Below are 21,062 nucleotides of genomic sequence, written 5' to 3'. Positions count from 1 at the left end.
GCACTCACGGCACGATGCGATACGGCAACATCATGTCGTGATCTTCGTGATCGAGTAGATGGCAATGCCACACGTATCCCTGGAGCCGACCGGTGTTACTCGCGTCGTGGTTGCCCATGCCGTGATGCCCGTTTCCCTGATGCGCCTGATCACCGCCCGTCATCCCACCGTCCGTCATCCCACCGCCCGTCATCACAGCGCTCGTCATCACAGCGCTCGGAAGACGATCGAACATCGCGTCGGGATCGAAACCCAGCTCATCCTCGGTGGGGAATCGCACGATGATCCGGGTGACAGTGCCGCCGTCCACCCTGACGGTGTCCTTCATCCCCGCTTCCCACGGCGCCGGCGCGATCATCGGCCCCGCCTCGAACCCGTCGGGCGACGGAGTCCACTTGTTGCCGATCACCGGCTGCGGATGGCGGATCAAGTACTCCAGCGTCCGCATCGGTGTCCTGCCGAGAATCCGGAAATTCACCAGGTGCAGGTGTATCGGATGCGGGTCCGGCGTGGTGTTGACGATGTTCCACTGCTCGACGGTGCCTTGCCGCGGCCTCTCGACGTCCGTGGTGCTGAACGTCAGGTTGTTCAGCGTCATCTGAGCCGGTGGATTCCGCAGTTCCAGTTGCTGGCTCACTGTCACCGTGCGAATTACCGTCGGCTGCTCCAACGGGGCGAGAACGTCACGTTGTCGGCGCCCACCGCGCAGTTGCGACGGAACACCACCGGTGAATCCGCGCCTGGAGTCGCCGCGGAACCGGCAGAACAGCGGCATAGTCACTTCACCGATGACAGCAGCGGGCAGCGGGGGCGCCTCGTCGTTGCGAAGCTCCACCGTCGAACCCTCCGACAGTCCGGTGAAATCGACGAGGAGGTCGTACCGCTCCCCCGGTGCGCAGCGGAAGGCATTGACCGCGACGGGTGCGTCGAGCATTCCGGCGTCGTTGCCGATCACCCAGAACGTCATCATGTTCGAGAAGTGAAGATTCCACACACTTGCCGACGACGCATTGACGATGCGGAAGCGGTACAGGCCCCGAGCCACAGACAGTTCCGGCCACACCTTGCCGTTGACCAAGCCGACGTCGCCCACCGCGCCGCCTTCCCACGATCCTTCCGGGATCAAGATGGTGGATCGGCCGTTCTGGGCGCCTGTCGGCGTGAAGATCTTCTCCTGCAGGATCAACGGGATCTCGAATTCCTCGGCCGGCAACCCCAACGGATTTCCCAGTTTGCCGGTGTCGAATTCATCCCTGATCAGATAGTTGCCGATCAGACCGGCGTAGACGTTGAGCCGGGTGATGCCCATCGCGTGATCGTGATACCAGAGGTGGGCGGCTTCCTGACCGTGCGAAAAGTGATGCATCGCAGCCTGTCCCGGCATCACCAGCAGTTCCGGGTGGCCGTCGCTCTCAGGTGAAGTGACTCCACCGTGCAAGTGCAACGACGTCGGCGGTTTCGCACGAAAGTCGGCCTGCATTCCGTGCAGCGTCATATCCATGTCCGCTGCCAACGGATGTCCGGTCAGATCGTTCTCGAACGTCAACATGATCGGCTCGCCGGAATGCGCTTCGACGGTCGGGCCCAGATAACCGCCACCGATCTCTCCGCTGCGGTACGACAGTGCCGGGGACGATGGAAAGTCCCGATGAAAGGCATGTTGCCCCACTTGCGCTGTCAGCGTGATCTCGTTTCCGGAAAGCGTCGACAACGAGGGTAGTTCGTCACAAAACGGCTCGAACTCCGGCGAATGAAAAATCAACGGCGACTCGATGTCCGCGCTCCCGGTTGGAACAGCACTTGCCTTTGTACCCAATGCAACCGCCACCGTGCCGACTGCCGACCCCTTCAGAACCGACCTTCTCGAAACCCCGATACCCATACATTCCCCTCCCCATCGAAACGGGTTGCGTTCTCCGGCAAGGAAAACGCAACCCGTCTCTCCACTTCGATCTCGGAAAATCCCCCGTCTACTTTCCGTCGATCGCCTCCAGCACCGAATCGATCAGTGACTGCGGAAGTTTCGACGGCGGAGAGATTTCCAGTTCCCCCGGAGCGCCCGGCATCGTCCAGACAGTTCTGTGCCGAGCGATCGCGAGCTTCTCCCGTGATCCGTCCTCATTGACCTTGAAGTACTCGAACTCGAGGTCGATCCCCCTCTCGTAGAGGGCAGCCAAGGACATCGTGACCAGGACGTCGTCGAACGGCATGACCTCGCGCAGATGCTCAACCCTGGTGTGCACACAACGCAGTTCCCCGAGAGCGCCTCTGGCCGCCATGGCCTCACGCTGAGAACGGGCGAGGAACTTGTCCCGAACCCTCGACTGCCAGATGTAATAGTTGCCGAAGTAGATGTTGCCCACGACGTTTCCGTCCTGCATCGTCGTCGAGAACACCTCGGATTCGAGCAGGTACGGATTGCGCGGCACCATCGGAGCCGAGCGGATCAAGGAACCACGATCGATGTCCTTCGGTTGTGTGGGGACAGCGATGTTCTTCGCCCCCGTCGGAATCGTCATCGGCTCGATGAAATCGTGGAAGTACTGCGGCATCGGCCGTGCCGCCACCACACCGTGGGAGAGGATTTCCACCCACGTCGTCTGCATCGCACTCCACCCGATGTGAGTGCGCGTCTCGCCGTCGACCCGGCACCATTCGACATGCAGATTGGTGGTTGCCCGATCCGGACCGGTGAGCTCGGTGATCCAGATCGTCCCCTCGACAATGTCGTCGGTGTACAGGTTCGCATCGATGAACACCTCCGAGTTGTTGGTCACCATGCCCCAACGACCCGTCGCCATGTCCTCCACGATCTGCTTCGAGATCGGTCCGGTTCCCCTCTCTCGCAAAGCGCCCAACCACAGCGCGAAGCTCGCGAACCCCACTGATCCACCGACGTTGCACGCGTCCCGGAACCCGACGGGGAATCGGATCGACACCGCCGGATAGCCGCTCCGGGCCACCACATGCACGTCGGAGCCGTAGGCCATCGGGTCGAACTGCGCGAGAGACTTCGCCGACAACGGGCCGGTGTCGAACTGTGGTGCCGGGTCCTGCGCCGACTCTTCGGCATCCTCCTCGTCCGAAACACGCTCTTCGGCATCCGCCTCATCGGTCACGAAAGCGAGAATCCGCTCCTCGTTGTCTGTCAACAGAGCCGGAAAGGTCAGAACCACCACGCTTCCCTCTGCGCCGCCGCGGAAGGTCACTGCGTCGTCCTCCCTGGCGCCCATCGCCAGAGAAACCGACATCTGCCCCGTGGCCTTTCGGATCGCCTCGGCCGCCGCCCACAGCCTGGTGCCCGCACGATCGAGTGATTCGCCGCCTGCGATCAACTCGTCGAGCAGCGGAATCCGCGCCGAACCCAGAAGCGCCTTCCACTGCACGACGGTTCGGGAGCGAATCGGTTCGATGTCACACCCCTGAGGCCAGTCGCCGGCCGAACTGAGTGACTTGCTGCCGTCGTGCGAGAGCGAGACATCCACAGAGGGTGGAATATCACCGACAACGACGGGCTTTCCGGTTTCCTGCCATTCGATGGCAAAGGCATTACTCATTTGATCACCACATCCTCATCGAGATGAATGTTCACGGCCGCCTCGGCGATCGGTTTCTCCTGCTCGTGGCGTTCCGACTTGGTCAACTCGTGAATCCCCGGGGTGTGCGCGACCACAACCCGCGGGCTCTTCACTCCCAACGCCCGGCTGTGTTGCGCGAGCTTGTCGAGAATGATCTGTGCGTCGCGCGCAGTCGGATCCGCGATTTCCTCAGCCGTAGGACGGCTTTCGTCGTGGGAGAGAATCTGGGAGCGATATCCCTCGAGCTGCATCACCACTCGTCCGTCCTTCACCACCGCCACGTCGGCTTGCATGTGGGTCTCTGTCTGCACCTTGTCGTAGGCGTACGCGGTGAACGAACGAGCCTCGAATCGTCCGTCGTACATGTCGATTCGCGCAATGTTGACCGGAAGGCAGATCTCCCGCGGAACCATGATCTGGCCCGATTGGAGCAGGGAATCGAGGAAATACGGATCACCGAGGAGGTGCTGCTTACGGTCGGCTCGCGAAATAGCACTGAAGAGAATGTGCTCGGAATCGAGGCTCGAGATCTCTTCGAGTCGGCGGAAATCGCCCTCCTGGAACAGCAACCACGAGTAGAGGTCGTCCAACGGATCGATGTCGAGCACCGGTCGCGGCAACTCCTTCTCGAACTCCGGCAGTGATTCGTCCAGCCCGAAGATGAAGTCGGCCGAGAAATGGGGCCGCCCGTACCCGGTCCGTTCGGTGCCGATCGTGACATGCACCCGCGTTCCTGCGACATCACGATCCTGCTCCACGACGCTTGCCTTGATCTCGACTCTGGTGCCCTCGACGGTGTCGACGACGATCGGTCGATCCAGTTTGATGTCGTCGATGCGGACGCGACCCAGGGTCACGCGTCCGGTGACATACGCTGCCGCCTGCGACATCGCCTCGAGCCCGAACACCGTCGGAAGCAGCGCCGATCCCTTCCAGACATGATCGAGGACAAAGGGATCCGCCGAGGTGGACAACGTCGTCCGGGTCACCAGTTCTACCTGCGGCTCGAATGTCACCACTTGGTCGATGTAGCGCGACACCGCCGGCAGAGCCGGTGCTGCCGGCGCCCAGGTGTCGAGACCGCCGAGTCGACTGGTCACGACGATACGACTCGCCTCGGGTCCGCTGTCGACCAGGCGAAGGAAATGATCCACTCCCGCAGCCGTCGAAATCGGCATGACACCCATCTTCGCGAGGTGGTTGACACTGCCCATGCGGGCGCCCATCCCGGTCTCTCCCCACACGCTGTACGCGAGCGAGAACGTCCGAGTCTTCGGGTGCCCGGCGGCATACCGCACCACCATTTCGTCGAGAAGCTCGTTTCCGTATGCATACCAACTGTTTCCGGGCATACCCGTGAATCCGATGATGGAAGAGAAGCCCACGAACAGCTTCAAGTCACGATCAGCGAGCGCTTCGACGAAGTTGGCTGCGCCCAGGACCTTAGGTGCAACCTCCTTGAAAGCCGCAGCGCTGTCGACTCTCTCGAACCGCCGCGGAACATTTGCCCCCGCACCGTGGACAAACCCGGTGATCGGCCCCACCTCGACCTCGATCTGGGCGACGACGCCGGCCACCGCCGCGGCATCCGTGACGTTGCAGCGATAGTAGTGAGCGCTCAAACCGGCAGACGTGAAGTCCGCAAGAGTGGAGGCGATTTCGTCGCCCGCTTGTCGCTGAGAGCTTCCGATCAGCACCAGTTCGGCGCCGGTCTTTCGACCGAGGGCCAGAGCACATTGGGCCATGATGCCCTTCGCGCCACCGGTCACGACCACGACATCCGAACTTCCCAATCCGCTTTCGCGGACGGTGTAGTCGTTCGAGGCGAGAACCCGCGGTTGCAGTGCCGTGCGTCCCATCTCGGCGTCGTAAGTCGCGAACACATAGGGTGCAACCGAATCCAACTCGGAGACGACAGTGGCTGCCACCTCCGCGTCCACAGTCGAGCCGTCGAATCCTATGACGCGCACATCCAGTTCGGGACGCTCGTGATGCACCGAAGCGGTGAACGCCGCCACACTCGGCACCGGCGCTGGATTGCTCAACTCGACATCGGTGAACTGAACCACTGCCAATGTGGTTCGCGCGCCTCCACTTTGCTGCGCCGGAACTATCTTGTACATGTGTTCGATCCCACGGCGCAAGCCGCTTTCGGTGACGGAATCATCGGTCACACGCGGCATGACGGCAACCACGTGGTGTGCATTCGCAGTAGTGCTGTCGGAGAATGTGCGAATGTCGACCTGAGCGCCACGACCTCGAAGTTCGGATTCCAACCTTCCGACCAAACCGGCGTCGTCACCGATGACGACAAACGTCGTGTCCGTGAGATCTCGGACTCCGTGCAACGCTGTCTCGCTCCGAACCTTTTCCAGGGTGTAATCGCGAACCCAGGTGAAACTGTCGGCTGATATACCCTTTGCCTTCGTCGGCAGCGCCCGCGCGGCCGGCTGCTGCTGCCCCGACTTCTCCTTCGCGGACCGATCGAGCACTTCGATCAGTTCACCCAGGCTGACGTTGACGAGTTCGGCCGGATCCAGGTCACCCTGAACACCCAACCGTGTTGCCACCGTGGCGATTGCATCGGCGGCCTTGATCGAGTCCATGTTCAGGTCGTCCAGAAGGTGGAGGTCGACGTCGAGAGACTCCACCGGAAATCCGGTGTCCTCCGCGATTACCTCGAGCAGTATTCGCGACACGTCCGACTGCGCCGAACTCGCTGCTGGAACGTCAGAACCGGGATGCGGTGATGCCGCAAGGATCAGCGATGCTGCTTCTCCGATGGTGGCGTTGGCCAACTCGGCAGGGTCGAGGTCGACAACCTCGAACTGATGTGCAACCTTCGAAATAGCCTCTGCCGCACTGATCGAGTCGAGATTCAGATCATCGAGCAGACGCAGATCCGTCGTAATCGACTCGGCGGGGAATCCCGTCGTATCGGCAAGGATCCTGATCAGCTCACTTTCCACGGACCCAGCGCCCGCGACAGCCGGCTCTTCGACTACCGGAGCCGAAACCGGCGACGGAGCTTTCGCTGCTACAGATTCGTGGCCGTTGGTGACTGCCCGCGAAGTCGGAGCAGATGGAACAGATGGAGAAGTCGCTCCACTGCCTACATCTGCGCGAATGACGTCGACGAGGAATGTCCCGCGTCGGCTCAGGTAATCGGCCAGCGCCGCAGCCGGATCCCCGCCGGACGTACCAAGTGCGAGCGGTTCGGGAGCAGAGGTAACCGTCAGCTTCGCCTCGGCCAGGTTCTCGATGAACACCTTCTGATCGGCAGGAACGAATTCGCGCACGAACCGGCCGTCGAAAAGTTCGTTCCAGCGGACCTGAGCGCCGTGTACGTACATCGCGGCCAGTGCGACGTTGAAGTCCTCGTCGCGTCCGGACTTGGACGCAACGGGGAAGCAGCGCACGCCGTCGGTCCCATTGATCGCCTTGGTGAGCCCGGTCAGCACACGGCCGGGTCCGACCTCGACGAGCAGGTCTACTTCCTCCGAGATCCCCCTTACCGTCTTGACCCAGTCAACCGGTGAGACAACCTGTTTGGTGACCAGTTCGCGAAGTGCCAGTGGCGTCTGTACGCGTTCCCCTTCGACGCAGGAATACACGGAGCAAGTCAACGAATCGACTTGCTCGTCAACGGGCGCAGTGGACTTCAGCTCCCGTTCGGCCTCGTTCATCATCTCGGAGTGGAAAGCATTCGACACGGCAAGCGCCTGAGCCGACACTCCGCGGGTCTTCGCGATGGCAACCACATCGTCGACCGCGTCTTTGGTACCCGAAACCACACTCTGCGTGGGCGTATTCAGATTCGCGACGGTCGCGTAACCCTTTGCCTCCGCGATGATCGCCTCAGCCGTCGATCGGTCGCAGGTCAGGCTCGCCATTGCGCCGTTTCCACCACCACTGACAGCCATGGCCGCACCCTTCGCCGCAGCCAAGGTGATCAGCGTCTTCTGGTCGTAAGCTCCGGCCGCGTAGAGCGCAGTCAACTCCCCGAGACTGTGGCCGGCGACAGCACTGGGTGTGACACCCAATCGGCGGAGGTACTCGAACCAGAGCAGCGACGCCAAGGCGACGGCGGGCTGGGTGAACTGTGTCTGGGCGAGGTCCCGCTTCCACTTCGCCAATTCCGCAGCGTCTGCGCTCTTGACCGGGTTCCGCAGAATCCGCGGCGTGATCGCCTCCGCTCCAACTCCCTCCAACCAGCCGTCCGCCTTGGTCGCCAGTTCGCGCGCCCACTCGAAGCGCTCGATCAGCACGCGAGCCATCTCGAGTTGTTGGGATCCCTGTCCAGGGAACAGGAATCCGATGTCGTGGCGGACGCTGTTCGAAATCGAGATCTCGTTGCTCACCACCTTGACCTGGCCGGAAGCTGGAGCGGAGTTCTCGCAGATCACGGCAAGCTGACGCATGCGTTCGGCCAACTGCGCGGGACGTCCGGCCACCACTGCGGCACGGAAGGGCGCGGTCGGCGAGATCACTCGCGAGAGTTTCGCCGAAAAGTCCAGCAGCTCCGCAACACTCAACGGAACCGCCAGATCTGCAACATCCCGCGCTCGGGTCGCCAAGTCCACCGCGGAATCTGCAGAGAGTACAAATACCTCGGTGTCCTGATACGACGCCATCATCGTGCGGACGTCTTGCGAGGGTGTCAGCTTGCTGGACGGTGCATCAGCCGATTCGATCGCGACGTGGCAGTTGATACCGCCGAAACCCATGGCTTGCGCACCGGCACGCATCTTCTCCGACGGATCTCTGATCTCGCCGTTGACAAGCGGAAAGAGTGCCGGTGCTTCGGTTCCGAACGCCGGGTTCGGGTCGGTGCAACCGGCGAGCGGCGGAAGGATTCGTTGATTGACGGCCATGGTCGCCTTGATCAGCGCAAGGATGCCCGACGCCGCCTTCGTGTGCCCGATCAGCGACTTCAGTGAGGTCATGCCGATGCTACGAGCCTCGACTGGTCCGTCCGTCTGCGCGGCCTGCTGGACGCCGGCCAATTCGACAGGGTCCCCGACGGGAGTACCAGTTCCGTGTCCTTCGACAAAGGCAACCTCGCTGGCCGCGAATCCCGCTCCCGAATATGCGCGACGGATCATTTCGGCCTGAGTTTCGGCGCGGGGCTTGGTAATTCCACCCTTGCCATCGGTAGAGATGCCCCAGCCGCGAATCGTCGCGTACACGTAGTCGCCGTCCGCCCTGGCGTCCTCGAGTCGTTTCAAGGCCACGAATCCGCAACCTTCACCCGGGATGAATCCGCTTCGGCTTGCGTCGTACACGTTCATGTCGCCGCGTGTCAGTGCACCCAAACGGGCGAATCCCACCAGTTCCAAAGGATCCAGGCTGACGTCGACTCCACCTGCCAATACGAAGTCGGCCGCGCCGGACGCCAGCTTTTCGGCTGCAGTCGCCACCGCGAGCATTCCGGACGCGCACGCACCGTCCACGACGTACCCGCCGCCGTTGAAGTCGAGGTAATTGCAGATACGGCCGGCGATCGTATTCGACAACATGCCGGCCAGAGTGTCTTCACTCGGCTCCACCAACGGGCCTTTGTAGACCTCTTCCATCGTCTCGGCGAGAGCATCGGCGACGGAACTGTCCAACTGGCGCGCTTCGGCTGCCACAGCGAGTGCGCGCTTGACGTAAGGCCAACGCAAACGCATCGACCACATCCGGGATTCTTCACCGGTGAGGGAGTTGCCGACGATTGCGGCGCTGCGTCCAGTTGGCACCGATCCTCGGCTGTAGCCCGCGTCCGTCAAAGCCCCGAGTGCTGTTTCCAGCGCCAACCAGTGTGTGAGATCTGTCGACTTGAAGGTTCGCTCCGGTATCCGGCGACCGACCCAGTCGAATTCGAAACCGTCCATGAACGCGCCGCGGTCGGCGTATGTCTTGTCGACGTCGTCAGGGCTCGCGCTCCAGTAGTCGTCGAGCGACATCCGCGACTCGGGAAACTTTCGGAATTGCATCCGTCGCGCGAGGACGTTCTCCCAAAATCCTTGCAGATCATGGGCACCGGGAGACCACATGCTCATCCCGACTATCGCGATCGCGGGATTAGTTGAATCTTCAGTCATCTTACACTTCCTATTTTCGCGCGCATCCACGGGAGACTCAATCGACCGAAGACTAACCACGCGTTCAGCCGTGTGTAAAACGCAGATTCACCTCAAGGCATAAACAAATAACAAAGGTCGTTCAGCTCCGTGAACATGTATCAGCAATTTGACAGCAATCGAGAGTTAGCTGTAACTCGAAGTTACTTATTTGCTTCGTCGCCGGTCAAGCAGTGGTTTGAACATCCGTACCGGACACCGGTTTCACTGCCGCCATTTCCTCGAGATCGGCAAATGCTCAGTTGAGTACGCACCGAAATGCCGCAATGCCGAATATGTGGCCAATTCGCCGAATGTCCCAAATTGGTCGATCACCGCAAAACAAACATCCGACAACTATCAATCTGAACATTCGTGACACACCGAGAATTAGCAACAGCACGCGAATGTCGATCAGACAACGAGAAATTCCAGATATTCTTCGGCGACCATCGTCCGAATCGATGTTTCGTTACACCGGAATTGAGCGAACGAATGTGCCAGCAAACCGGCCACACACAATTCAGCTTTGCCGGGCCGAGTCGGTGCCCTTTCGACACGTGCGCACACAAAAGGAACGGCACTTATAACAATTCGATCACACAGTGGTGCCGCGGCATTCCGACAGCCGTTTCACGCGCACGGACCGAGTCGGCAACTCAGCTTTCGAGGCGGCGTGCCCCGAGGACGTCCTTGAGGAGTTCCTTTGCAACGTCCTCGGGATCACGTCTGGCAGTCGGATCAGCGGGCTCAGCCGCCTCCGCGAACATCTCGTCCTCGTCCTCCGGCGTTGCAGGCGGAGGAGTTGCCTCGTAGTCGACCTCAGGAGCAGGGGCCGGTCCAGGGTCTTCCGGATAGTCGGGGGCCTCAGGCGGCGGAATGTCGTCCGAATCTCCGCGCTGGGGCTGCGGGGCCTTGGGCTGCTGCGCTGCACGCTCCTGACTGGGGCGCGAGAAGCGGGGCGCAGCGGCCGGGCGGCTCGCAGCTTCTGTCGCCTTGGGTGCGCTCGATGCTGCCGGCGCTGTGGACGCACCTTCTTGGTACTCGACTTGCCAAGTGCCACCGAACATCTCGGCAAGGACCTCGCAGATGACCGCCGCGTTGTGCGGTTGCGTCACACGAGCACCCAGGACCGGCGAGCCGTGAGCGATGACCACAACATGTCCACGCACGTCGTGAACCGTCGCAGCGGACAGCATGGCCGGAAGAACCTTGTTTCGTTCACCGACCTTGTTGCGCAAGGTGTTCCACGATTCACGGAGGGTCTCGACTGTGGGGCCCGCCGAGACCGGCGCAGCTTCTGCAGCCGCCGGCTCCTCGTACTCGGGCTCGGGCTCGTAGTCGGGTTCCGGCTCGGCAAGCCCGATCAGCTCTTCCGCTTCGACCGGAGCAGGAGCCGGTGGTTCAACCACAGGAGCTTCAACTATTGGAGCTTCGGCAACCGGAGCTTCAACTATTGGAGCTTCGGCAACCGGAGCTTCAACCACTGGAGCTTCGGCAACCGGCGGTTCCACGATCTCGACGGTGGGAGGCTCGACCGGGGGAACTGCCGCTACCGGAGGTTCGACGACAGGAGCCTCGACGACCGGCGGCGCCGCCGGAGCCGGGGCGGCTGGTTCCGGCCGTGCCTCAGGCTCGGCCTTGCGTTGGGAGGGCCGTTGGAACTTGGAAGCAATCTCCGGTTCGAGCGGCGGCACGGTCGGTGCCGGCGTTGCTGCCGCGCGAGGGGCAGCGGCAGCCGCGACTCCGGCAGCCGGAATACCTTGTTCCAGGCGCTCGAGCCGCTGCAACACAGCCGACTCGGTGTCGGAGGCCGAAGGAAGCAGCATTCTCGCGCACATCACTTCGAGCAGCAGCCGCGGCGCCGTCGCCCCACGCATTTCACTGAGACCAGCGTGGACGGTTTCGGCGAAACGGGTGAGCGTGGCCGGGCCGACTCGCTGAATCTGTTCACGCATCGTGACCAGCTCGGCCTCCGGCGCATCGACCAACCCTCGTTCGCTGGCATCGGAGACTGCCTGCATCAAAATGAGATCGCGTAGACGTTCGAGGAGATCGAGCGCGAATCGGCGTGGGTCGTGACCGGCGTCCATCACCCGATCGACAGTGCCGAACAATGCGGCTCCGTCACTGGCAGACAGGGCGTCTACTGCTTCGTCGATGAGCGCGACGTCGGTGACTCCGAGAAGAGAGAGCGCCCGCGGATACGTGACACCTTCTTCGCCGGCTCCCGCGAGCAACTGGTCGAGGACACTCAACGAGTCGCGAGGCGAACCGCCGCCAGCCTTGATGACCAGGGGATAAACAGCAGGCTCGACCGGTACGCCTTCCTGGGCGCAGATCTTTTCCAGGAGTCCGCGCATGGTCGACGGCGCCAACAGGCGGAACGGGTAGTGGTGTGTACGCGAACGGATGGTCGGGAGAACCTTTTCCGGTTCCGTCGTCGCAAAGATGAAGATGAGGTGCTCCGGCGGCTCTTCGACGATCTTGAGCAGCGCGTTGAAGCCCGCCGCCGTCACCATGTGTGCCTCGTCGATGATGAAGACGCGGTAGCGAGAAGCGGCGGGGGCGTGGAACGCCTTGTCTCGGAGTTCTCGGGTGTCGTCGACGCCACCGTGACTTGCGGCGTCGAGTTCCGTCACGTCCAGGTTGCCTGTGCCGCCCGGGCCAAGCGAAACGCACGAGTCGCATACATCGCACGGCGTCGACGTCGGTCCCTGTTCACAGTTCAGCGAACGCGCCAGGATTCGCGCCGACGACGTCTTTCCACAGCCGCGCGGGCCGGAAAACAGATAGGCATGGTTGATGCGTCCGGTGTCGAGGGCCGTGCTGAGCGGTGCGGTGACATGCTCCTGCCCCACCACCTCGGCGAAGGACGCGGGTCGATACTTCCGGTACAGGGCCACGCGCAAAGACTACCGGCGACCCACGACAGGTGATCCGGTGCGGGTGCAACGCCGACTTCTCCCGAAACATGTTCGCAACACAATCGCAGTGCGGAGGAAACCGCACGCACCCATCGTGGGTTCCGTGCACGCGGGCTGGTCCGCATGCGTGAGGAGAAAACTGTGCCCGCCACCATCGATGCCGGAGCAACTGCCTGGTTGCTCGTCAGTACTGCACTCGTACTTCTGATGACGCCAGGACTCGCGCTCTTCTACGGCGGCATGGTCCGCTCGACCGGCGTACTCAACATGATCATGATGAGCTTCGTCTCCATCGCACTCGTCACGGTCGCGTGGTTGTTCGTGGGCTACAGCCTCGTGTTCGGCGACGATCACGGTGGCATCATCGGCGGACTCGAACACATCGGCATGGCGGGCATCGACCCGTCGACCGTGCACGGGAATGTCCCGGAAGTGTTGTTCGCAACCTTCCAATTGACGTTCGCAATCCTTACTGCAGCACTCATCAGTGGTGCGATCGCCGACCGCGCGAAGTTCTCCGCCTGGATGATCTTCGTCCCCATCTGGTCCTTGCTCGTCTATGTCCCCGTCGCTCACTGGGTGTGGAATCCGCAGGGATGGCTCGCCCAGATGGGCGCACTCGACTACGCCGGTGGCCTCGTGGTCGAAATCGTGTCCGGAGCGTCAGGCCTGGCATTGGCACTGGTCCTCGGCCAGCGGATGGGTTTCAAGGCCGAGTCGATGCGTCCGCACAATCTGCCGTTCGTCCTGCTCGGCGTCGGTCTGCTCTGGTTCGGTTGGTTCGGATTCAACGCCGGGTCGGCCCTTGCGGCTGACGGTATGGCCTCGCAGATCTTCCTCAACACACTCGTCGCCGGCTGTACCGGACTACTCGGCTGGCTGTTCGTCGAGCAGAACCGTGACGGACACCCCACGACGTTCGGCGCAGCTTCGGGCGTCGTAGCCGGTCTGGTCGCGATCACCCCGTCGTGCGGAACGGTGAACATGTTCGGTGCGCTCGTCATCGGTCTGATCGCGGGCATCGTCTGCTCGTACGCCGTGGGATGGAAGCACAAGCTCGGCTACGACGACTCCCTCGACGTCGTCGGCGTGCACCTCGTCGGCGGAATCGTCGGCTCGTTGCTGATCGGACTCCTCGCGACGGCCGTGATGACGGGCGGTCCGGAAGGTTTGTTCTTCGGCGGTGGATTCGCGCAGCTGGGCAAGCAGTTCGTCGGTGTCGTCGTGGTCGCGCTCTATGCCTTCGGTGTGACCTACGGTCTCGGAAAGCTCATCGACAAGACCTTCGGCTTCCGTATTTCGCGTGAAGACGAGGCCCGCGGAATCGACGTTGCCCTGCACGCGGAGTCCGCCTACGAGCACGGAGTCCTCGGCCACGGTCCGATCGGCGGACAGAACCCGAGCCCGTTCCTCCAGCGTCAGCGTGAGGAACGGGAGAACCGCGAGCGGGACTGACCGCCGTCACCGGTTCGCGATTTCCTCCATCAGGATCGGAACGCCGACATTGCAGGAGTGAATCCCGACGACGGTGGTCAGTTTCAGCACCTCGAGAATCTCCTTCGGGGTCACTCCCATGTCGAGCGCAGCGCGAATATGGCGTCGTACGCCGGGTGCGTACATGTGCGTGCTCGCCGCATCGACGGCTATACACAGCAACTGGATCACCTGAGGTGACAGCACCCCACTGTTCCAGGGCTGCATTGCTGTCTTCATGTACAGCTCGGTCCACTCGGGATCCAGCTCCGAAAGTCCGTCCCACAACGGATTCCAGCCACCCGAATCCTTCATGGCCTGGGTCACGGGAAAAGCTTCACTTGCTCGAACGTCAGTCATCGATCTCCTCAGACAATCGAAAATGCTTGATTCAGTTCACGTTTGAGAATCTTTCCGGTTGCCGTCATCGGCAGCGACGGCACGAACTCGATGCGGCGCGGATATTTGTAGGCGGCCATCTGTTCCCGCGACCATTCCACGAGATCCGATTCGGAGATCTCTTCACTCGGCTCTCGGATCACGTAGGCGACAACTTCTTCGCCGAGGCTCGTGTCCGGCACCCCGACGACAGCGACGAGTGAGACGGCTGGGTGGGTGAGCAGAACCTCTTCGATTTCGCGCGGGTAGACGTTGAATCCTCCCCGCACGATCATGTCCTTCGCGCGGTCGACGATGTAGTAATTTCCGTCGGTATCGACCCGTGCCAGATCCCCGGTGCGAAACCATCCGTCGCACATTACTTCCGCCGTCGCCTCGGGTCGGTTGAAATAGCCCTTCATGACGTTGTGCCCGCGAATGGCCAACTCACCCACTTCATCGGGGCCGGTGATCGTACGCCAAGAGTCATCGACAAGCCGCGCTTCGACGCCCCAGATCGGCACGCCGATCGAACCGGGCCGGGGGTCGCTCTCCGGGTCACTGAACAAGGCCAACGGAGAGGTCTCGGACAACCCGTACCCTTCGAGGATCTGAACACCGAAGCGTTCCCTGAACTGTGTCAAGATTTCGACGGGAAGCGCTGCACCACCGGAGATCGCGCACCGCATGTTCTGTGCAACGGTCTCGATATCCACCCCGGATTTCACTACCTCCTCCAGCACGCCGAGCAGTCCCCAATACATGGTCGGGACGCCCGCGAAGACCGAGATCTTTTCGCGTTCCATGATCTCGAGTGCCGCGGTCGCATCGAAGCGCGGCATCAACACCAAAGTGGCACCGACGCAGATTCCCGCATTCATGGTCACTGTCTGGCCGAACGAGTGGAACAACGGCAAAGTCAGGAGATAACGCTCATGCATGGACGGAACGCTCTCGAACAACCGGTTGGTCGACAGTGCATTCAAGACCATGTTGCAGTGAGTGAGTTCGGCGCCCTTGGGCTTTCCGGTCGTGCCGCTGGTGTAGAGAATGACCGCGGTGTCCGTCGGTTCACGAACAACCGCGGCTGCAGGCGTTTCCGTGCCGGACACGGATGCCAGTGCTTCGCCTAGAGTCTCGACTCCGAGGATCGACGACGGTGCACCCGGCTCGGTGCTGATCACGATCAGGGCCGAACAGGTCTCGCTCTGCTCGAACCCGGCGATGGCGTACTCGGCGATCGGTAATTCGGGACTTCCCTCGAAACAGAAGTACAGCTTCGCTTCCGAATCAGCCAGGTGATAGGCAATTTCGCGCCCCTTGAGCAGGATGTTCAGAGGAACGACGACGCCACCGGCCTTGAGAATGCCGTAGTAGACGATCGGGAACTCGAGAACGTTCGGGCAGGACAACGCCACCTTGTCACCTGGCTCGACACCCCGCGAGACGAGCAGATGGGCGATGCGATTCGCGTACGCGTCGAACTGCGCATACGTCAGCCTCGCTTCCCCGAGAACCAGCGCATCCCGTTCCGGGTACCGCCGGGCCGAGTCTTCCAGCAGAGCAGCAAGATCAAGCATGACTGTGTTCCTCCTGCGCATCGGAATCCGTGGCATGAGACGAGGCAGCGCGCGACACCGACTCGAGCAGTTCCCGCACCAACGATTCCGCCCGCGGCCAATACCCGTATCCGGACGCCGGATTGAGATGTCCGACCTCACCCAGATCCAGCAACCGACTCCCCCATCCTTCAGCCAAACCCACAACTCGGCGATACCCGGCGAGCGGATCGTTCCGACTCGCCGCGACCGTGCTCGGAAAAGGCAGACGCTGACGCGGTATCGGTAGCCACCCGTTCCGATCGAGCTCCTCGAGAGACGGATAGGACTCGGGTAGAGGAAGTTCGAGATCCGCCGGCGTGACCAGAAGTGCGCCGGCAACATCTCGATGATGCGCCCTCGCCCAGTGGGCAACTGTCATGACTCCGGCGCTGTGCGCGACCAGGACCACCGGGCTGGAAACACTTGTCAACACCTCGTCCAATGCCGCAACCCTGGCATCGCGACTGAGCTTGTCGGTCTCGAGGGGAGGAACCGTCAGAACGTTGTCGAGCCTGCGCGCGAGGTGAGTCTGCCAATGATCCTCGACATGATCGCGCAGACCGGGAACTATTACTACCGTGGGTGATTCATCCATCAGGAACTCCGAACTTCTGCTACTTCAGTGGCGCCGGGGATCTCGGGCCGATTCTGCAACGTCGCCAGCCGCCTCATCCCGGCGGGATAGGCACGCTTGCCGGCTACCAACGCGAGGGCCGCGACGACATAGACGAAGGGCGAAAGCTGTAGAGCGCCAAGAAGACCCAGGTGATCGGCGAGGATGCCGACCACGAAGGGACCGAGCGCCAGCCCAAGAAGGTTGTTGGCAACGGTGAGCGTTCCCATGGCCGACGCTCGAATCGAGTGATGGGTAAGGTTCGCGACCATAGCTGCCGTCGGCCCCGACGAACCGGCGGAGAAGAATGCACCGATACCGAGCAATACGAGTTGCGCTGTCCCCGTGCCCAACCGGAGCCCGATACTCAGCGTCACCAACGAGATGGCGCAGTAGACGATGGCGGTGGTCCATTTCCGCGCCGAATCGTCGCGGCTGAATCTATCTGTGATGAACCCGCACACCACCATCCCACTTCCGACCAGGAGGACGAACACGGAAGCTGTGACGCCGGCCTTGTCCGGGGCCAAATCGTAGTAGCGATTGAAGAAGCTCGGCAACCACGCCAGAAGTACAGCGGCGGTGAACATCTGGAGACCACCACCGATGTAGGCGAACAACACGGCGGGATTGGTGAACAGCGAGGACACCGGCGCACGAAAACCGTCGTGTCTCACCGCTTCCCCGGCGGCATCCGGCGCGGCCTCGACGGCGTAAGCGGTGAGCTTCTTCTCGGTGACGAGGGCACGGAACAGCGCAACCAGAATCAGACCGAAGATCGCCATGGCGGCAAAAGACCACCGCCAACTGAACTGGACTGCGATGAACCCACCGATTGCCACACCGATGACCGAACCGAACGATCCACCGGCCATGAAGGCACCGGCAAGAGCTGCGTGCACGCGGGGCGCAAACACACTGAGGACCACGGCGATACCCACGCTGCCGTACGCCGCTTCACCGACACCGACCAGGAACCGGGCGCCCAACATCTGTTCGTAGGTCTGAGCGATTGCGCACAGCAACGTCGCGACACTCCACAACACCGCCATCAAGATCAAGCTCTTGACGCGGCCCCAGCGGTCCGCGAGCAGCGACAACGGGAACGTCAACAGCCCGACCATCAATGCCACCACGCTGCTCAGGGAGGCGAGGTGCGAATCGGAGAGATCCCAGTCCGCTTTCAGGATCGGGAAGACTGCACTGAGCACCTGCCTCGACATGTAGTCCGAGAGCAGAAGACCGAAAGCCAGGGCGAAAACGATCCACGGGTATAACTTTCGTCGTCCGCCGATTCCGAGCGCGGTGTCCACACGTGGCGTGGCGGGAGCTTGCAGTCCCATGACTCTCCTAGAAGTACTCGAGGTAGACGGGGGGATTCGGGGGTACGAACCGTCGCGGTTCGTACCCCCGGAACTGTTGTACGAGAGGGTGCGAACTCAGGCGTGCTGCGTGAATCCCAGCTGGCCGATCCGGCGGTTGGGCGCGTAACCCAGCTTCGCCAACGTCTCGTCGGTGTCGGCATACGTCTCACCGATCCGGTAGATGTCCCGAGCTTCCTTCGCGGTAGCCACCTCGCGGCCCAATTCGCCTGCAATGCGCACCAACTGCTCGATCTGCTGCACCGACGTCATCTTCTCGCCCTTGCGGCCCCAGATGGTGTCCTCGTTGCCGCAACGAGCGTGCAAGCCCATCGCGATGGCCATCGTGTTCACCGGCAGGACGCTACGCATCAGCGTTTCCAGCGTCAGGCACGCACCGTCGGGAACACGCTGGACGAAGTTCATCATGTTGTACGGGTTGGGGCCGTCGAAGCCGCCGCCGATTGCCACCCATGTGAGGTTGACCGGGCCGGTGTAGATGCCGCGTCGGATCAACCGCTCCACCGTTTCGAGCTGCGGGATACTGGACAACTGGAAATGCGGCTGGATTCCGGCGGCCTGCAACCGGCGCAGGTGCTCTGCCACCCACTCCGGACCGGCGGGCACAGTCATTTCCCGATACGTGTCCGCCAATTCCGGACGCTGCATCGACGTACCCGCGATGTCGTCGTCGGTCATCAGTTCCATGATGTTCATCTGGCTGGTGTTGATCGCGATCGTCACCTGATCGGGAGCCGGCTCCAATTCCGCAAGCATGTGACGCACGTCGTCGGACAACCACTTCGCATCGGCGCCTTCCCCCTCCGGGGCAAACGAAATCGAGCCGCCGACCTGCAGAATCATCTCGGGAACGGCCTCACGCAAGCGGCCGAGAAGCTCGTTGAACTTCGACAGTCGCTTCGAGCCCTTGCCGTCGAGTTCACGCACGTGGATGTGGAGAACGGTGGCACCGGCGTTGAAGCAGTCGACGGCTTGCTGGACGTGCTCGTCCATCGACAGCGGGAGGTCTTCTGCAAAATCGTCCGGCTCCCACTCCGGTCCGTAGGGAGCGACGGTGATGACAAGCTTGTCCTGGGTTTCGGGGAACAGTGAATCGTCGTGGAAATACATAGTGTGACTCCGATCGAGTGAATGAATTATCTTCGGGGCTGGGAAGAGGGATCAGAACGGTGCGTCGCCGATGATTCCGGCGCGTTCCATCTTTCGAACCGCGGGCCAGTAGTCCTGCACCGCGTAATGCTGTGTCGAACGGTTGTCCCAGATCGCGACGCTGTTCTCGGTCCAGCGCCACCGAACCTGGTACTCGGGAATCTGAGCCTGGCTCGCCAGGTAAGTGAGCAAATTCCCGGCGCCGGGGGCGTAATCGATTCCGTAGCGGACGTTCTCGGGCGTGTGATAGTTCACGAGGTGTGTGGCGAACGAATTGACGAAAAGAATCTTCTCGCCGGTCTCCGGATGTGTTCGTACCACGGGATGTTCGGCGTCGGGAAAGCGTTCCTTCAGCTGGTGCCGCTGATCGATCGGCATCCGAGCGCCGAAGGTCGACTCGATACTGTGCCTGGCACGCAGGTCCTTGATCTGCTCCTTGACCCGCGCCGGCAGATTCTCGTAGGCGAGTGCCATGTTCACCCAAATCGTGTCGCCGCCGACCGGAGGTGTTTCCACACAACGCAATACACATCCCATGGGCGGGTTCACGCGCCAGGTGGCGTCGCAGTGATACGCATTCTCGAAATGCTCCGGCGGGCTGTCCAGGTCTTTGTAGATGCGGACCAGGCCCGGGTGGTCGGGGTCGCTGCCCAGGGCCGGATGATCCTCGAGTTCACCGAATCGCTGGGCAAGCTCTACGTGCTCGGCTTTGGAGAAGTTCTGGTCGCGAAAGAACAGAACCTTGTGTTCGAGCAGCAATCCCTTGATTTGGGCAAAGAGTGCAGCATCTCGCGCGACCTCGCCGAGATCCACCCCGGACAACTCTGCCCCGATCGAACAGGTCAATTTCTCGACGCGGATCGTGCTGGTCGACGAGGGAAGGTTTTCTGTCAACGTTGCGGTGTTGGTCATGACAATTCCTCTGGGAAGTGCTGTTTCGGTTCAGACGGAGAAGACGGAGGAACCGATACTGCGACCGGACTCCATGTCGTGGTGCGCACGCACCGCATCTTCGAGGGGGTATCGCTGGTTGATCTCGATCTTGATTCGCCCGGATTCGACGTGTGAGAACAGTTCGCCCGCCAATTCGGCACGTTCCTCGGGATCTGCGATGTAATCGGCAAGTGCCGGACGTGTGAGGAAGAGAGATCCCTTGACGGCCAACTGCATTGCCTGAATCGGCGGAGTCGGCCCGGACGCCGTTCCGAAGCACACCAGCAGCCCGCGCCTGGCAAGGCAATCGAGCGAGATGTCGAACGTGGATTGCCCGATACTGTCGTAGACAACCGGCACGCCGACGCCCCCGGTGATCTCCTTGACACGCGCTACGACGTCCTCGCGGGTGTAGATGACGACTTCATCGCACCCGTGAGCACGGGCAACGCTCGCCTTCTCGTCGCTCGACACCGTTCCGATCACTTTGATTCCCAACAGTTTTGCCCACTGGGTGAAGATCAGTCCAACCCCGCCCGCCGCAGCATGCAGCAACACGGTGTCTCCCGCTTTCAACGGGTAGATGCGACGCAGAAGGTAGGCGGCGGTCAGTCCTCGCATGGTCATGGCGGCCGCGGTGTCGAAGGCGATGCCGTCGGGTAGCGCGATCAGGTCGGACGACGCCATGATCCGCTCGGTGGCGTACGCACCCAGCGGACTGCCGGTGTAGGTCACACGGTCCCCCACTGCAAAATCGACTACTCCCTCGCCAATCTCTTCGACCACACCGGCGCCCTCAACGCCCATCCCGGCAGGCAATTGCGCAGGATAGAGGCCACTTCGAAAGTAGGTGTCGGCGAAGTTCAACCCCCCGAATTATCTGCACGCAGTTTTGACATATCTCAAAACCTTGCTGGTAGGCCC

The 21,062-nt window shown here is 61.7% G+C and carries 11 protein-coding genes and 1 pseudogene; 1 reads left to right on the top strand and 11 read right to left on the bottom strand.

Annotated features, from left to right (window positions below; all coding sequences use genetic code 11):
- Positions 1-4: 4 nt before the first annotated feature.
- From H7C86_RS20395 to H7C86_RS20380, 4 genes are all read right to left on the bottom strand, one after another.
- Positions 5-1,882 carry a multicopper oxidase domain-containing protein gene (locus H7C86_RS20395; protein ID WP_182262138.1) on the bottom strand — a complete coding sequence of 626 codons (1,878 nt, stop codon included), beginning with the start codon at positions 1,880-1,882 and terminating at the stop codon, positions 5-7.
- Between the two features lie 88 nt (positions 1,883-1,970).
- Positions 1,971-3,557: a hypothetical protein gene (locus tag H7C86_RS20390; RefSeq protein WP_182262137.1), complete on the bottom strand. Its 1,587-nt coding sequence runs from the start codon at positions 3,555-3,557 to the stop codon at positions 1,971-1,973.
- Entirely contained in the window at positions 3,554-9,664 is a 6,111-nt protein-coding gene (locus H7C86_RS20385) for a type I polyketide synthase (protein WP_182262136.1), read from the bottom strand. The genes H7C86_RS20390 and H7C86_RS20385 overlap by 4 nt, the downstream gene beginning before the upstream one ends.
- A gap of 677 nt (positions 9,665-10,341) precedes the next feature.
- Positions 10,342-12,588, bottom strand: a complete 2,247-nt coding sequence (locus H7C86_RS20380) for a DNA polymerase III subunit gamma and tau (protein WP_182262135.1) — start codon at positions 12,586-12,588, stop codon at positions 10,342-10,344.
- A 162-nt stretch (positions 12,589-12,750) separates the two neighbouring features.
- Between H7C86_RS20380 and H7C86_RS20375 the strand changes: the two genes are divergently transcribed.
- Positions 12,751-14,064 carry an ammonium transporter gene (locus H7C86_RS20375; RefSeq protein WP_003943791.1) on the top strand — a complete coding sequence of 438 codons (1,314 nt, stop codon included), beginning with the start codon at positions 12,751-12,753 and terminating at the stop codon, positions 14,062-14,064.
- Positions 14,065-14,070: 6 nt separating this feature from the next.
- On the opposite strand, the gene H7C86_RS20370 is transcribed toward H7C86_RS20375, so the two are convergent.
- The 7 genes and pseudogenes from H7C86_RS20370 to H7C86_RS20340 form a co-directional block, all read right to left on the bottom strand.
- Positions 14,071-14,442 (bottom strand): carboxymuconolactone decarboxylase family protein, encoded by a 372-nt coding sequence (locus tag H7C86_RS20370; RefSeq protein WP_020905896.1) that lies wholly within the window; start codon positions 14,440-14,442, stop codon positions 14,071-14,073.
- Positions 14,443-14,450: 8 nt separating this feature from the next.
- A complete protein-coding gene (locus H7C86_RS20365; protein WP_092765401.1) occupies positions 14,451-16,040 on the bottom strand; it encodes a long-chain fatty acid--CoA ligase in 1,590 nt (529 codons plus the stop codon).
- Complete coding sequence (locus H7C86_RS20360) at positions 16,033-16,656, bottom strand: alpha/beta hydrolase (RefSeq protein WP_019746533.1); 624 nt, start codon at positions 16,654-16,656, stop codon at positions 16,033-16,035. Before H7C86_RS20360 ends, H7C86_RS20365 begins: the two co-directional genes overlap by 8 nt.
- Positions 16,656-18,017 (bottom strand): MFS transporter, encoded by a 1,362-nt coding sequence (locus tag H7C86_RS20355; RefSeq protein WP_133728617.1) that lies wholly within the window; start codon positions 18,015-18,017, stop codon positions 16,656-16,658. The genes H7C86_RS20360 and H7C86_RS20355 overlap by 1 nt, the downstream gene beginning before the upstream one ends.
- A 96-nt stretch (positions 18,018-18,113) precedes the next feature.
- Complete coding sequence (locus tag H7C86_RS20350) at positions 18,114-19,166, bottom strand: 3-keto-5-aminohexanoate cleavage protein (protein WP_182262134.1); 1,053 nt, start codon at positions 19,164-19,166, stop codon at positions 18,114-18,116.
- A gap of 51 nt (positions 19,167-19,217) precedes the next feature.
- The gene (locus tag H7C86_RS20345) at positions 19,218-20,117 is read right to left on the bottom strand and encodes a TauD/TfdA family dioxygenase (RefSeq protein ID WP_020905892.1); all 900 of its coding nucleotides are present in this window, start codon (positions 20,115-20,117) and stop codon (positions 19,218-19,220) included.
- Positions 20,118-20,147: 30 nt separating this feature from the next.
- Positions 20,148-21,008: pseudogene (locus tag H7C86_RS20340) on the bottom strand (quinone oxidoreductase family protein); the annotation flags it as partial.
- Positions 21,009-21,062 lie beyond the last annotated feature (54 nt).

The sequence above is a fragment of the Rhodococcus sp. UFZ-B548 genome (assembly GCF_903819475.1).
Classification (GTDB): domain Bacteria; phylum Actinomycetota; class Actinomycetes; order Mycobacteriales; family Mycobacteriaceae; genus Rhodococcus_F; species Rhodococcus_F erythropolis.
Note: the sequence above shows the minus strand (reverse complement) of the source record. Positions and strands in the feature narration are given on the sequence as shown.

Excerpts from the sequence above, each read along its gene's own strand:
- H7C86_RS20395 (WP_182262138.1), bottom strand. The coding sequence starts at position 1,882 with ATGGGTATCGGGGTTTCGAGAAGGTCGGTTCTGAAGGGGTCGGCAGTC.
- H7C86_RS20390 (WP_182262137.1), bottom strand. The coding sequence starts at position 3,557 with ATGAGTAATGCCTTTGCCATCGAATGGCAGGAAACCGGAAAGCCCGTC.
- H7C86_RS20385 (WP_182262136.1), bottom strand. The coding sequence starts at position 9,664 with ATGACTGAAGATTCAACTAATCCCGCGATCGCGATAGTCGGGATGAGC.
- H7C86_RS20370 (WP_020905896.1), bottom strand. The coding sequence starts at position 14,442 with ATGACTGACGTTCGAGCAAGTGAAGCTTTTCCCGTGACCCAGGCCATG.
- H7C86_RS20365 (WP_092765401.1), bottom strand. The coding sequence starts at position 16,040 with ATGCTTGATCTTGCTGCTCTGCTGGAAGACTCGGCCCGGCGGTACCCG.
- H7C86_RS20360 (WP_019746533.1), bottom strand. The coding sequence starts at position 16,656 with ATGGATGAATCACCCACGGTAGTAATAGTTCCCGGTCTGCGCGATCAT.
- H7C86_RS20355 (WP_133728617.1), bottom strand. The coding sequence starts at position 18,017 with ATGGGACTGCAAGCTCCCGCCACGCCACGTGTGGACACCGCGCTCGGA.
- H7C86_RS20350 (WP_182262134.1), bottom strand. The coding sequence starts at position 19,166 with ATGTATTTCCACGACGATTCACTGTTCCCCGAAACCCAGGACAAGCTT.
- H7C86_RS20345 (WP_020905892.1), bottom strand. The coding sequence starts at position 20,117 with ATGACCAACACCGCAACGTTGACAGAAAACCTTCCCTCGTCGACCAGC.